Source organism: Sphingopyxis sp. BSNA05, assembly GCF_013265645.1.
GTDB lineage: Bacteria > Pseudomonadota > Alphaproteobacteria > Sphingomonadales > Sphingomonadaceae > Parasphingorhabdus.
This window is the reverse complement of record NZ_PYIA01000085.1, coordinates 1-14164: the sequence shown is the minus strand read 5'-3', so window position 1 is coordinate 14164 and position 14164 is coordinate 1. Positions and strand designations below refer to the sequence as shown.

11 protein-coding genes and 3 pseudogenes are annotated in these 14164 nt (G+C 61.4%); 8 read left to right on the top strand and 6 right to left on the bottom strand.

What is annotated here, in order from left to right; genetic code table 11:
- Positions 1–204: 204 nt before the first annotated feature.
- The 8 genes and pseudogenes from C8024_RS09425 (at position 205) to sppA (ending at position 5713) form a co-directional block, all read left to right on the top strand.
- A pseudogene (locus C8024_RS09425) lies at positions 205–497 on the top strand (DUF2282 domain-containing protein).
- 60 nt (positions 498–557) lie between these two features.
- Positions 558–1430 (top strand): DUF692 family multinuclear iron-containing protein, encoded by an 873-nt coding sequence (locus tag C8024_RS09420; RefSeq protein WP_254305762.1) that lies wholly within the window; start codon positions 558–560, stop codon positions 1428–1430.
- On the top strand, positions 1414–2145 hold the full coding sequence (locus tag C8024_RS09415; protein ID WP_173204397.1) for a putative DNA-binding domain-containing protein: 732 nt from the start codon (positions 1414–1416) through the stop codon (positions 2143–2145). Before C8024_RS09420 ends, C8024_RS09415 begins: the two co-directional genes overlap by 17 nt.
- A gap of 1 nt (position 2146) precedes the next feature.
- Positions 2147–2587, top strand: a complete 441-nt coding sequence (locus C8024_RS09410) for a DoxX family protein (RefSeq protein ID WP_173204395.1) — start codon at positions 2147–2149, stop codon at positions 2585–2587.
- A 4-nt stretch (positions 2588–2591) separates the two neighbouring features.
- On the top strand, positions 2592–3116 hold the full coding sequence (locus C8024_RS09405) for a sigma-70 family RNA polymerase sigma factor (protein WP_173204393.1): 525 nt from the start codon (positions 2592–2594) through the stop codon (positions 3114–3116).
- Positions 3117–3135: 19 nt separating this feature from the next.
- Positions 3136–3771, top strand: a complete 636-nt coding sequence (locus tag C8024_RS09400) for an NrsF family protein (RefSeq protein ID WP_100092964.1) — start codon at positions 3136–3138, stop codon at positions 3769–3771.
- Between the two features lie 77 nt (positions 3772–3848).
- A complete protein-coding gene (locus C8024_RS22560) occupies positions 3849–3983 on the top strand; it encodes a hypothetical protein (protein WP_302051616.1) in 135 nt (44 codons plus the stop codon).
- 8 nt (positions 3984–3991) lie between these two features.
- The gene (gene sppA, locus C8024_RS09395) at positions 3992–5713 is read left to right on the top strand and encodes a signal peptide peptidase SppA (protein WP_367947259.1); all 1722 of its coding nucleotides are present in this window, start codon (positions 3992–3994) and stop codon (positions 5711–5713) included.
- Here sppA and C8024_RS09390 read toward each other — a convergent pair.
- The 6 genes and pseudogenes from C8024_RS09390 to C8024_RS09365 all read right to left on the bottom strand — a co-directional run bounded on the left by C8024_RS09390 (position 5686) and on the right by C8024_RS09365 (position 13995).
- Positions 5686–6317: pseudogene (locus tag C8024_RS09390) on the bottom strand (trimeric intracellular cation channel family protein). The gene sppA and the pseudogene C8024_RS09390 overlap by 28 nt on opposite strands.
- Positions 6314–6988 (bottom strand): PepSY domain-containing protein, encoded by a 675-nt coding sequence (locus C8024_RS09385; RefSeq protein WP_173204391.1) that lies wholly within the window; start codon positions 6986–6988, stop codon positions 6314–6316. The pseudogene C8024_RS09390 and the gene C8024_RS09385 overlap by 4 nt, the downstream one beginning before the upstream one ends.
- Positions 6989–7018: 30 nt before the next feature.
- Entirely contained in the window at positions 7019–8344 is a 1326-nt protein-coding gene (locus C8024_RS09380) for an amidase family protein (protein WP_173204389.1), read from the bottom strand.
- A 94-nt stretch (positions 8345–8438) separates the two neighbouring features.
- A complete protein-coding gene (gene lpdA / locus C8024_RS09375) occupies positions 8439–9845 on the bottom strand; it encodes a dihydrolipoyl dehydrogenase (RefSeq protein WP_173204387.1) in 1407 nt (468 codons plus the stop codon).
- Positions 9846–9924: 79 nt separating this feature from the next.
- A pseudogene (odhB, locus tag C8024_RS09370) lies at positions 9925–11147 on the bottom strand (2-oxoglutarate dehydrogenase complex dihydrolipoyllysine-residue succinyltransferase).
- A gap of 64 nt (positions 11148–11211) precedes the next feature.
- Entirely contained in the window at positions 11212–13995 is a 2784-nt protein-coding gene (locus tag C8024_RS09365; protein ID WP_173204385.1) for a 2-oxoglutarate dehydrogenase E1 component, read from the bottom strand.
- Positions 13996–14164 lie beyond the last annotated feature (169 nt).

The following is a 14164-nucleotide window of genomic DNA, read 5'->3' as shown; positions in this document are numbered from 1 at the left end:
GCTATTCATCCGCCGTCAAGGGAAAGGGCGGAAAATATTTCATTGCGTTTTGTTGGATTTCCAAGGCATTGCGATTCGTTTCCCATGCAATCCGCATTGCTACGGAGGCGCGATGTAACCGGAGCATCGCCGAGGCCGAATGGCAATATGAGCCCGTTCTGGCGGGTTCCGACTTGTCCCCCAATTCCAAGAAGAGGAAAATCCATGTCTACTCTGGTCAAAACCACTACCGCAGCCGCTGCTCTCGCCGCGGCAGCCACACTGTCTCTCTCCGCCACCGCTGCCCAGGCAGCCGGTGCCAAGGAAAAATGCTACGGCATCGCGCTTGCCGGCAAGAATGACTGTGCCGCCGGTCCGGGCACAACATGTGCCGGAACCTCGACCGCCGACTATCAGGCAACGCCTGGAAATATGTGGCCAAGGGCAGCTGCATCGAAATGGGCGGCACGCTGACCGCGCACAAGGGCAATGCGAAACCGGTTCCCAAAAAGGGCTGAACGCGCTAAATTCCGTGGATGGCCGATATTCCTGACCCTCATGTTTCGTCGGTGATGACGATGCCGCAACCCCTCCCCCCATCGGGTGGCATCGGTCTCAAGTCGGTACATTATAGCAATGTGCTGGACGATGACGCACCGGCGAAACGTCCCTCCTGGGTAGAGGTTCATCCACAGAATTACTTCGGCGATGGCGGACCGGCGCACCGCTGGCTCACCGCCGTCGCCGAAGTCTATCCCCTGAGCTTTCACAGCGTCGGCCTGTCGCTGGGCAGCGCGGGCGGACTCAATGGTGACGATCTGGAAAAGCTGGCCGCGCTCTGCGACCGCTACCAGCCGGCGATGGTCTCCGATCATCTCAGCTGGAGCGGCAATGCCCATGACCGCTATCCCGACCTGCTGCCCATTCCCTATACACAGGAAGCGCTTGATCATTTTGTGGGCGAAATCGGCAAGGTACAGGACCGGCTGCAACGCCCGATCCTGATCGAAAATCCGTCCCGCTATCTCTCCTATCGCGACGACACAATGAGCGAGACCGACTTCATCCACGCACTCTGCCGCCAGGCAGGCTGCGGCCTACTGTTCGACATCAACAATGTCGAGGTGACCGCGACCAATGTCGGGCTGGACATGCACGCCTATATCGATGCGATCGATCCGGCAATCGTCGGCGAAATCCATCTCGCCGGTCATGCGACGGAAAGCCACGACAGCGGACCGCTGCTGATCGACGATCATGGCTCGATTGTCAGCGACGTCACCTGGGACCTCTATCGCCGTTTCATCACCCGCGCCGGCCCGATCGCCACGCTGATCGAATGGGACACGGATGTGCCCGCATATGATGTGCTGATGGCGGAAGTCACCAAGGCGGAAACCATATTGGCCGCCCCCCTGCCGGAAGAGCCGCGCCATGCCCTCGCTCGCTGAAGGCCAGTCGCGCTTCGTCGCCTGCCTGCAGAAGGGCCCGGCACATTTTCCCGACGATATGTTCGCCGAGGACAAGGCGCGGGCGCTGCTCGGCCTGAAGGCGCATGCCAATACCATCTCCCACGCCCGGCTGGTGGCGCTGGAAGACTGCTATCCCCGCCTGCACGACCATTTGGGTCACGAGGTTTTTCACAGTCTCTCGCGCGCCTATGTCGAACAGGCCTCCGTCATGGCCAGCGACCTCAACCAAATCGGCGCGGCCTTCCCCGCCTTTCTGGAAGAACGGGACCGTGGCGGCGCGGACATCGATCTTGCCCGGATCGAATGGGCCTGGCTGGAAAGCTATCGCAGCGCCGAGGCCCATCCGCTCGCGCTCGCCGATATCGCATCGCTCGGCGAAGCCGATCTGCTGGCCTTTCCGGTGGCCGCCCATCCGGCGATGCGCCTGGTCGCGCTGACCGCGCCCTTGTCGCCGGCGCTGCCCGAACTGGCCGGCACAGATGCCCGCGCGCTGATGATCACCCGAGCAGAAGCGCAGATATTATTCCATCCGCTGACCGCGGCGCAGCAGGCCATTGCGGAAAAACTCCCCGAATGCACAACCCTGGGTAACCTTTTGGCCCATGCGCTCGAACTGGAGGCAGAAGCAACGGCGATGCAGCCCATTATCAAGCTGATCCAGGCCGGGGCGCTGACACCAGTCGAGGGAAGTTGATATGAAATCCATGATCCGGAAAATGATAGGCCTGGTGAGCGGTTCGCTGCCGGAGGGGATCGTCCTGCTGTTCACCCGCGTGGCGCTGGCCGGTATTTTCTGGCGCTCGGCCCGCACCAAGGTCGAGGACGGCAGCTGGCTGCAGATGAGCGACACCACGGTTCTGCTGTTTCGCGAGGAATATGGCATGCCCTGGCCGGAAATCACCGGCCTGCTGGCCACCTATGCGGAACATTTCCTCCCGATCCTCGTCGTGCTCGGCCTGTTCACCCGCATCGGCGCCGCCGGCCTGCTGGTGATGACTTTGGTCATCCAGTTTTTCGTCTATCCCGAGGCCTGGTGGCAGGTGCATATTCTCTGGGTCGCGCTGGCCGGCATATTGATCGTGCGCGGTGGCGGAATATTCTCGCTCGACCGGCTGACCGGTCACAAGTTCGGCTGAACCGATGATCGCCAATGAAGAAACCTTCCGGCGTCTGATGACCAAGGCCCAGGCTGGCGACAAGCTTTGCTATTCCAGCCTGCTCACCGAATGCGAGAAATGGCTGCGGCGCTATTATGCGCGCAAGATCAACCCGGCGGCGATCGATGATCTGGTGCAGGAGACGCTGATCTCGCTGCACCGCAAGCGGGCCAGCTATGATCCGGCAAGGCCGTTTCTGCCATGGCTGGCCGCCATCGGCCGCTACCGCTGGATCGACAGCCTGCGCAAGATATACCGGCACGAACATGACCAGCTCTACGAGGATATGGTCGCCGATCCGCAGGATGAAACAGTGACGGCCAAGGTCAGTTTGGAGCGGCTGCTCGACAGGATCCCGCCGAAACAGGCCGAGGTGATCAGTCTGGTCAAGATCGAGGGCCTCAGCATCATCGAGGCCTCGGCCAAAACCGGCCAGTCTGAATCGCTGGTCAAAGTGAATATCCATCGGGGGCTGAAAAGGCTCTCCGCGATGGTTGAAACAGAATGAGAGTAGAAGAGTATAATTTATGTCGGACATGATGATAGATCGTCTCGTCGAAGATTTGACACCGGTGAAACCGCTGAAGAACCGCAATGGCTTTGCGCTGACGCTGGCCATTGCGGCGATTCTGACGGCGCTGGTCGCCCTGATTGCCGGCGTGCGCGGCGACATATTGATGGGTGTGCCGCATCCAATGTTCTTCTTGCGGGGCGGCGCCCTGCTGCTGCTCGGTCTGACCAGCAGCTATGCGGTCATCGCGATGAGCCAGCCGGCCGTCGGCAACAGCTTCAAGGGCTGGATATGGGCGCTGGCTGCCGCCCTGCTTTTCCCGGCCACGGCGGCGGTCATGGCAATGATGACCCTGCCCGGCAATATGGCGATACTGGTCCCCCGCTATGGCATGGAATGCCTGGGCGTCAGCATGCTGGGAGGCCTAGGCATAGCAACGGTACAGGTTCTCTGGCTGCGCCGCGGCGCCCCGGTGGCGCTGGAACGGGCCGGCTGGCTGGTCGGCATGTCCTCCGGCGCGCTCGGCGCGGCGGCCTATAGCCTGCACTGCCCGTTCAACAGCATATTCTATATCGGGCTGTGGTACTCTCTCGCCGTCGCCACTTGCGCGATTGTCGGCCGCTTGCTGGTTCCCCGTCTTATCCGCTGGTAATATCGGGCCGCTATCCCATATAGAAGGGATGAATCCGGTCTAAACAGGGATATGAATATGCAATTTGCGCGAGCGGCGTGGAAATTTCTGGTCGCGATCAAGGACGGCATGGTCCTGATCGCGATGCTGCTGTTTTCGGCGCGCTCTATGCCCTGCTGTCTTCCCAGCCCAATAGCGGCGCGATCCGCGACGGCGCCTGCTGCTCGATCTGAACGGGGTGGTGGTCGAAGAACCGGCAGCCCCCACTTTCGAGGATTTTCTGGCCGGTGCCGGCAACAGCCCGCGCGAATATCGCCTGCGCGATGTCGTCCGTGCGATCGATGCCAGCGCGGAGGATGACCGCGTCAAGGCGATCGTCCTCGACCTCAGCAGTTTTGTCGGCGGCGGCCAGACCAGCCTGACCGATATCGGCGAGGCGCTCGCCCGCGCCAAGAAGGCCGGCAAACCGGTCTATGCCTTCGCCAATTTCTACAGCGACGACAGCTACCAGATTGCCGCTCACGCGACCGAAATCTGGATGGACCCGATGGGCGGAATCATCTTTGCCGGCCCCGGCGGCAACCGTCTCTATTACAAGGGCCTGATCGACCGGCTCGGCGTGACCGCCAATATCTATCGCGTCGGCACCTACAAGAGCGCGGTCGAACCCTATATGCGTTCCGACCAGTCACCGGCCTCCCGCGAAGCGTCGCAAGCGCTTTACAAAGTGCTGTGGGACGGTTGGCTTGCCGAGATCGCCAAATCGCGGCCGCAGGCTTCGGTCAAGGCCTTTGCCGAGGATCCGGCAAGCTTCATCACCGCTGCCGGCGGCGACTATGCAGCGGTCGCCATGCAGCAGAAGCTGATCGACAAGCTGGGTGACAAGACCGCTTTTGACCGGTTTGTTGCCGAGAAAGCGGGTGTAGACGAAACCTCCGCTCCCGACAGTTTCAACGCCATCGACTATGACGATTTTGTCGCGGCCCATCCCGCCGAAACCGACGGCTCGCCAATCGGCGTGATAACCGTTGCCGGCGAGATTGTCGGCGGCAAGACCGGCCCCGGCATGGCCGCCAGCGGGCGGATTGCCGAACTCATCTATAGCGCTCTGGAAGAAGGCGAGCTCAAGGCGCTGGTGGTCCGCGTGGATTCGCCCGGCGGCTCGGCCTTTGCCAGCGAGGAAATCCGCCTGGCACTGCTCGAAGCGAAAAAGAAGAAACTGCCGGTCGTCATTTCGATGGGCGATGTTGCGGCCAGCGGCGGCTATTGGGTCGCCACGGCCGGTGACCATATCTTTGCCGAGCCCGACACGATCACCGGCTCCATCGGCGTCTTCGCGGTTCTGCCCAGCTTTGAAAAGGCCCTGGCCAAATGGGGCGTCACCGCCGATGGCGTCCAGACCACACCACTGTCCGGCGAACCCGATTTTGTCGGTGGCTTCAGCGATGACCTTAATGCAATATTACAGGCGGGAGTCGAGGACAGCTATGGCGACTTCATCAAGCTGGTCGCGGCAGCGCGCGGCAAGACACCGGCAGAAGTCGATACAATCGGTCAGGGCCGCGTCTGGGATGGCGGGACCGCGCGGCAACTCGGGCTGGTCGACGCTTTTGGCGGAATGCCGGAGGCTTTGGCCGAGGCAGCCAAACGCGCGGGACTCGCGGAAGGCGATTATCATCCGCAATATCTCGATCCGCAACCCCGGTTCTCTTGTCTCCCGTTTGAAGGCATGCCCTTTGTCCGGCAACAGGGCGCGCCGGTCAGCGGCGTCATCGGCTGGGCCGCGCAGCGCCAGAAAGCGGCCGTCGGCGAAGCGCTGGCCACCGCCCAGGGCTTGCTGGCACGCGAAGATGTGCAGGCCCTGTGCCTGGAATGCGGAACCGGCGTAAACCGGACCCCTGCCGCGTCCGCTCGCTGGATCGATCGGCTGTTGCGCTATTCCTTGTCTTCAGCGCCGCGATAGGCGGGCAGCGACAGCCCCTTGATGATCGCCAGTGCGCGCAGGGCAAATCCCGCGGCAAAGGCAATCAGCGCAGCGATAAATCCCTGTATGCCGATCTGGACCAGCAGCACGAACACCGAGGCTGCGAGCGCTCCGGCGGTCACGTAAAGCTCGGGCCGGATGATGATCGACGGCTCGCCGGAAATCAGATCACGAATCACCCCGCCAACGCTGGCGGTGATGATCCCCATGATCGCGGCGGGGACCGGATCAATGCCGAGCTGCATCGCCTTGGCGGCCCCGAAACCGAATAGGCCGCCAGTCCGATCGCGTCGAACCAGTCGACCGCCGCAGGGCGCCAGAATTTGACCGGCGTCACCCAGACCAGCAGCGCGATGCTGAGACACAGGATCGGCACGCGCGCATCCTGCACCCAGAAAACCGGCGCGCCGATCAGCAGATCGCGGACGGTACCGCCACCGACACCGGTGACCAGCGCGAAAAAGCCGAAGGTCACCAGAGTCTGCCGGTTGCGCGCCGCGACCAGCGCCCCGGAAATGGCGAATACCGCAATCCCGAAAAGATCGAGCCAGCCGAGCGCGCTGTAGAGAAAACCGGAATTCATGATGTCTTCCTTCGCTTGTGCCGGGTGAAGAGCAGGACGAAACCGAGGATCGATCCCAGCAGCGCGAGCACCGCCGAACCGATCAGGATTGGATGACTGGTATCTTCGCGCGTCTGCAGGTCCATGATATGCAGGCCCCACATGAAATCGAAGACGCGCCAGAAGCGGGTGCGTACGGCTAGGGTCTCGCCCGTGTCCGCATCGATATAGAAGCGCGCGTCATCGTCGAATATAACCTGCCAAGAGGGCCGACCGCTGCGCTGCTCCAGCGGAGCCTGGTCGGCCGCAAACAGAGTTACCGACAGAATCGCCGCCTCGCCGCCGCGCGCTGCGCTCGCCAGCCTGTTGGCTTCGGCACCCGAAACCGGCGGCAACAGGGCGCCGGTCTCTGCGTCCGCCCTTCGCTTTCCGCCATCGGCATAGGCAATTACCCAGAAGGGACCGCTGCTGTTCTGTTGCAGGGTCAGGCTCTTCGCCGGCTGCCCGTCGAGCAGGGGCGGCACCGGCTGGAGAGCATTGAGCACCAGCGGCTCACTGCGCAAATGATTGCCGCGCACCGTTTCAATCGGCTGCACCACCATTAGCAGTCCGCTGGCGGTCCAGATAATGATCGGCACCCCGATCAGCCAGCCGAGCCAGACATGCCAGCGCATGAGTTTATAATGTTTCATTCTGGCGTCCCGGACTTCCTGCAAAAACGGCTAAGTCGCCAATAGAGCCCCGATCTGTCGCGCACCATCAATTGTTTGATAATCCTGAAACCGGTCACCGATCACCTGCATGCCGACGGGCAAGCCGTCGACGGTGCCGATAGGCAGCACGGTTGCTGGAAGACCGGGGAAGGTGACCAGTCCCGCCCAGGCGAGCTGCGGGCTGGCGGGGAGATTTTCGCCGTCAATTTCTATATTCCCCTGAAAAATCTGCCCGTTATGATGCCGAAAGGCCGGGGTGGCGCTTACCGGAGCCAGCACAAAATCAAATGCGCCAAACAGGTCCCGCCATTGCCGATAGACGCGCGCCTGTATGTCGCAAAGGTCAAACCAGTCGCGCACCGTGGCTTGCGTGCCATCGGGTGCCGGCAGGCCGCCGGCCATCGCGATATTGAGCATCTTGAGATAGCTGTCATGGGATGCTTCGAGATCGGGAATCCATTCGCTGCGCCGCTCAACCTGGCCCCCGGCATCCTCGATTTGTCCGGCGACCCGGTCCAGTTCGGCGCGATAGCCGCGCGAACATCCGACCATCGGCTGCTCATCGATCAGCAGAAACCGGCCGCCTTTGATCGCAACATCCCGCCGCTGCAGCGGATGGTCGAGCGTGACCTCCAGCAAAGTCGCCAGATCCTCCGCCGAACGCGCCAGCGGACCGCAGACGGACAGCGCCGGTCGCGCGCTATCGGTTCCAGGATAGCCATGACCCTCGAGGCTGATGACATCGAAGGTCGGCTTGTGCCCCCAGATACCGCAATAATGCGCAGGCACGCGGATCGAACCGCCAATGTCGGATCCGAATTCGCAGGGCAGCATCCCCGCGCTGACGGCGGCCGCGGCGGCGCCGGAGGAGCCACCCGGGGTGCGGTCGAGATCATGCGGATTGTTGGTCCGGCCATAGACCGGATTGTTCGATTGCCAGTCGGCCAGGTCCGGCGGGACATTGGTCTTGCCAACGATCACAGCCCCCGCCCGCTTGAGCCGCTGTACAACAACCGCATCGGATTGCGCGATATTATTGCGCGCATGTTCCAGACCCCAGGTCGAGGGATGACCGGCGAGGTTGAAGCTTTCCTTGACCGTCATCGGCACGCCGAAGAGCGGCTGGCCCGCTTGCGGTCCTTCATCGTCCAGCCGATTGGCTGCAGCACGGGCAGCATCAAAGTCGCGCACGACCACTGCATTGATCGGACCATCCAGCGCTTCAATCCGGGCGATAGCCGCTTCCGTCGCGTCCCGGGCCGATAATTTGCCGGCGACAATATCGGACGCGATCCCGGTCGCGGTGGCTTCGGTGGTCAGTGTTGCAATCGCCATAGTCTCTCCCCCCGGGTTCCGGGCGGGAAGCCGTGACCCTTTGGGAGCGATGCTAGTGCTGACCGGGCTCCACATCAAGTGCGGAGCATGGACACTACATATGGATCGGCTTGCCCTGCACCGCCATGGCCGCTTCCTTGATCGCTTCCGAATGGGTCGGATGGGCGTGGCAAGTATAGGCAATATCTTCCGAGGTCGCACCAAATTCCATCGCCTGGGTGACCTGCGCGATCATCGTGCCGGCGAGCGACGAGATGATGTGGCAGCCAAGCACGCGGTCGGTCTTTGCGTCGGCGATAACCTTCACATAGCCTTCGGTGTCGCGGTTGGTCTTGGCGCGGCTGTTGGCGGCAAAGACGAATTTGCCGACCTTATATTCGGTGCCGCTGTCCTTCACCTCTTCCTCGGTCTTGCCGATGCTGGCAATTTCGGGATAGGTATAGACGACGCCGGGGATCAGGTCGTGATTGACGATGCCCTGCTGTCCGGCGATAAATTCCGCCGCGGCAATGCCTTCGTCCTCGGCCTTGTGCGCCAGCATCGGACCGGGGGTCACATCGCCAATTGCATAGACGCCGGGAACCTTGGTCTGGAAATCGTGGCCGACCTCGATCTGGCCGCGGTCGTTGGTTTCGACGCCGCTATTTTCCAGCGCCAGCCCGTCAATATTCGGCTTGCGGCCGATTGCCACCAGCACGACATCGGCTTCCAGCGTCTCGCTGTCGCCGCCCTTGGCCGGTTCCATGGTGAGCGTCGCTTTCTTGCCCTTGACGGTGCAGCCGGTAACCTTGGTGCCGGTCTTGATATCGAAACCCTGTTTCTTGAACATCCGCGCCGCATCCTTGCGGATCGCGCCATCCATGCCGGGCAGAATCTGGTCGAGATATTCCACCACCGTGACTTTCGCACCGAGCCGCAGCCATACGCTGCCCAGTTCCAGCCCGATCACGCCGCCGCCGATCACGACCATATGGCCGGGAACCTTGGGCAGTTCGAGCGCACCGGTCGAATCGACCACGACATGTTTGTCATTGTCTATCTCGACGCCCGGCAACGGGGTGACCGAAGAGCCGGTGGCGATCAGGATATTTTTGGCGGTATAGCTCTTGTCGCCGACCTTGACCGTATTGGCATCTTCAAATGCGCCGCGGCCCTTGATCCAGTCGACCTTGTTCTTTTTGAACAGCAGTTCGATGCCGCCGGTCAATTCGGAGACAGCCTTCAGCTTCTCGGCCAGCATCTGCTTGAGGTCAAGCTTCGCGCCGGTCAGCTTGACGCCGAATTTCTCCAGCGCGCCGCTATGGGCCTCGTGATAGAGTTCCGAAGCGTGCAGCATCGCCTTGGACGGGATACAACCGACATTGAGGCAAGTGCCGCCCAGCGTTTCGCGGCTTTCGATGCAGCCGGTCTTCAGACCAAGCTGCGCGGCGCGGATCGCTGCGACATAGCCGCCGGGGCCGGAGCCGATTATCAGAAGATCATAGTCGAAATTGTCGGTCATAGTTCACCTCTATACTCGTCATCCTGAACTTGTTTCAGGATCTCTGGAGGTCCTGAAACAAGTTCAGGATGACGAAAAATTATAAATCAATCAAAAGCCGTGCCGGATCCTCGATCGCTTCCTTGATCCGCACCAGGAAAGTCACCGCTTCGCGGCCGTCGATCAGGCGATGGTCATAGCTGAGCGCCAGATACATCATCGGCCGCGCCTCGATCGAGCCGTCGGGCATGACCACCGGCCGCTGTTCGATCCGGTGCAGGCCGAGCACGGCGGACTGCGGCGGGTTGATGATCGGCGTCGACATCAGCGAACCGAACACCCCGCCATTGGAGATGGTGAAGGTCCCGCCCTGCATGTCCGCCATGGTCAGCGTGCCGTCCTTGGCGCGCTTGCCGAAATCGGCGATCGTATTCTCGACATCGGCAAAGCTCATCGCTTCGGCGTTGCGGATGACCGGCACGACCAGCCCGTTCGGCGCGCTGACCGCGACCGAAATATCGGCATAATCATGATAGACGATTTCCTCGCCGTCGATCTGCGCGTTCACCGAGGGCACGTCTTTCAGTGCCATACAGGCGGCCTTGGCGAAAAAGCTCATGAAACCGAGCTTGATCCCGTGCTTCTTGGCAAACAGGTCCTTGTACTTGTTGCGCGTCTCGATCACCGCGGTCATGTCGACATCGTTGAACGTGGTCAGCAGGGCCGCCGTATCCTGCGCCTCTTTCAGACGCCGCGCGACGGTCTGGCGCAGACGGGTCATCCGCACCCGTTCCTCGTTGCGATTGCCGCCCTGCGATGGCGCCGGGGCTGGCGCGCTGCTGGCCGCGCCCGTCTCAGCCTTTGGCGCCTGCTGCGCGCCCGATTTCACATATTGTTCGACATCCGCCTTGGTCAGCCGGCCATCCTTGCCGGTGCCGGTGATCTGGCTGGGGTCGACTCCATGTTCGAGAACCAGCCGCCGGACCGACGGAGACAGGGTGATCGAGGCATCAGATTCGTCCGCCTTTGCCTCGGTTCTGGCCGGAGCCGAAGCCTGAGCGGATTTCGCCGCCGGAGCCGCGCCGCTGCCCGCCTCGATCGTCGCGATGACCGCGCCGACCTCGACCGTATCGCCGACAGCGACCTTGTGCTCGCCCATCACGCCGGCTTCCGCGCGGGCACTTCCAGCGCCACCTTGTCGGTTTCCAGACTGGCAATCGGTTCATCAGCGGCGACCGCATCGCCCGGCTGCTTGAGCCATTCACCCAAAGTCGCTTCAGTGATCGATTCACCCAATACCGGGACTGTTACTTCTGTTGCCATAATATCTACTCTGCTTTCGTAACTTCCTGCGTTCCTGCCACGGCAGCGGAACGGCCCTTACATATCAACTGGCTGCATGCCCCAGCGCTTCGGCGATCAGCCGCTCCTGCTGTTGCTTGTGCCGGGACGCCAGACCCGTCGCCGGCGAAGCCGAAGCGGAGCGTCCGGCATAGACCGGCTCCACTGGTCCGACGTTCGCCTGTTCCAGACAGTCTTCCAGATAGGAGCGGACAAAATGCCAGCTGCCGTTATTCTTCGGTTCTTCCTGCGCCCAGACCACGGTCTCCAGACCGGTCATCCGTTTCAGCCGGACCACCAGCGGCTCGCCCGGGAAGGGATAGAGCTGCTCGATCCGGATGATCGCCGTGTTCTTGTCACCCGCCGCGTCGCGCGCCTCGATCAGGTCATAGGCGACCTTGCCCGAGCAGAGCACAAGACGCTTCACGTCCTCGTCCGCAGGCGGATTGGTGTCCGACAATATCCGCATGAAATGATGGTCGCCCTGGAAATCTTCCGCCTTCGACACGGCCAGCTTGTGGCGCAGCAGCGATTTCGGCGTCATGATGATCAGCGGCTTGCGGAACGACCGCAGCATCTGCCGGCGCAACACGTGGAAATAATTGGCCGGTGTGGTGATATTGGCGACCTGGATATTGTCCTGCGCACAAAGCTGCAGGAAGCGTTCGAGGCGCGCCGAACTATGTTCCGGACCCTGGCCCTCATAGCCATGCGGCAGCAGCATCACCAGACCGTTGGCGCGCAGCCATTTGGCTTCGCCCGAAGCGATGAACTGGTCGATCATGATCTGCGCGCCATTGGCGAAATCACCGAATTGCGCTTCCCACAATACCAGCGTCTTCGGATCGGCACCGGCATAGCCATATTCGAAGCCGAGCACGCCATATTCGGAGAGCGGACTGTCGAGCACCTCGAAGCGGCCGTGTGGCACGGTGCTGAGCGGCACATATTTTTCTTCGCTTTTCTGGTCGACCCAGACGGCATGCCGCTGGGAAAAGGTTCCGCGGCCGCTGTCCTGGCCGGACAGGCGGACATTATAGCCTTCGGAAACCAGCGATCCGTAAGCCAGCGCTTCGCCGGTTGCCCAGTCGAAATTCTCGCCGCTCTTGAACATTTCGGCCTTGGCGCTCAGCACCCGACCCAATGTCTTGTGAATGGTCAGCCCTTCGGGGACTCTGGTCAGCGTCCGGCCGAGACTGTCGAACAGTTTTGGGTCAATCGCCGTCTCGACATTGCGCCGTGCGGTTTCCGGATCGGCCGGAATATGCAGCCCCTGCCAGCGTCCGCCGAACCAGTCGGCCTTGTCGGCCTTGTAATCGGCCGCCGCCTGAAATTCGGTTTCAAGATGGTCGGCAAAGGCTTTGCGGGTCGTGTCGGCCCAGCCCGCATCGATCACACCTTCCTCGACCAGCCGCGCTTCGTAGAGCTTGCTGACCTTGGGATGTTTCTTGATCGCGGCGTACATGATCGGCTGGGTGAAGCTCGGCTCGTCGCCTTCATTATGGCCGAAGCGGCGATAGCACCACATGTCGATGACGATATCCCGGCCGAAACGCTGGCGGAACTCGATCGCGATCTTGCAGGCAAAGGTCACCGCTTCCGGGTCATCGCCGTTGACGTGGAAAATCGGGGCCTGCACGCCCTTGGCGACGTCCGACGGATAAGGCGAGGAGCGCGCAAATTGCGGGCTGGTGGTAAAACCGATCTGGTTGTTGATCACGAAATGGATGCAGCCGCCGGTATTATAACCGCGGATGCCGGAGAAGCCGAGACACTCCCAGACTATGCCCTGGCCGGCAAAGGCCGCGTCGCCGTGGATCAGCACCGGCAGCACCTGGTCATGTTTCTCCAGATCGTCGCGCGCCACCTGCTGCGCGCGGACCTTGCCGAGCACCACCGGATCAACCGCCTCGAGATGCGAAGGGTTGGGCACCAGGCTCATATGCACATTGATGCCGTCAAATTCGCGATCGGTGCTGGTACCGAGATGATATTTCACATCGCCAGAGCCGCCGACATCATCGGGATTGGCCGAGCCGCCGTGAAATTCGTGGAAGATGACCTTGTAGGGCTTGGCCATCACATTGGCGAGAATGTTCAAACGCCCCCGGTGGGCCATGCCATAGACAATGTCGCGCACGCCGGACTGGCCGCCATATTTGATGACATTTTCCAGCGCCGGCAGCATCGATTCGCCGCCATCGAGACCGAAACGCTTGGTCCCGACATATTTCTTGCCGAGGAAATTTTCATATTCCTCGCCCTCGATCACCTTGTTGAGAATCGCCTTCTTGCCTTCCGGCGTGAAGTGGATCTCGGCGTCCTTGCCTTCCATCCGCTCCTGCAGGAAGCGCCGTTCCTCGATATCGGCAATATGCATATATTCGAGCCCGACCGGACCACAATAATTGGCGCGCAGGACCGCTTCGATCTCGCGGACGGTCGCGGTCTGGAAGCCGAGCACGCCGCCCAGATAGACCGGCTTGTCCATATCCTCGGCGGTGAAGCCGTGAAATTCCGGCGTCAGGTCCGCCGGTTCCTCTAGCTTGGAAAGACCCAGAGGATCAAGATTGGCACCCAGATGTCCACGCACCCGATAGGTGCGGATCAGCATCATCGCCCGAATCGACTTTTCCGCCGCCTGGGCAACTTCGGCATCGGACATCGACTTGCCGGATTTGTCCGCAGAAGCCTTGATCTCGATGCCCATCTGCGTGGGATCGAGCGCGCTGTTCAGCTCGTCGGCGTCATCAATCGGCCAGTGCCTGCGCTGCCAGCTGGGGCCCTGTTCCTGTTCCGAGCCGATAAAATCCTGATTTTCAAAACCCATAATATACTACCTCGTGTACCGGCCCCATAATGTTCACCGGCGAAGGCCGGTGCCCAGAACTGTCCTGTCCGATCGTCTGGACCCTGCCCTGCGGCAGGGAACATCAAATCATCATCACGCCACAAACTCGAACCACTTCAGTCCGTATCTTCAATGTTCGCCGGCGAAG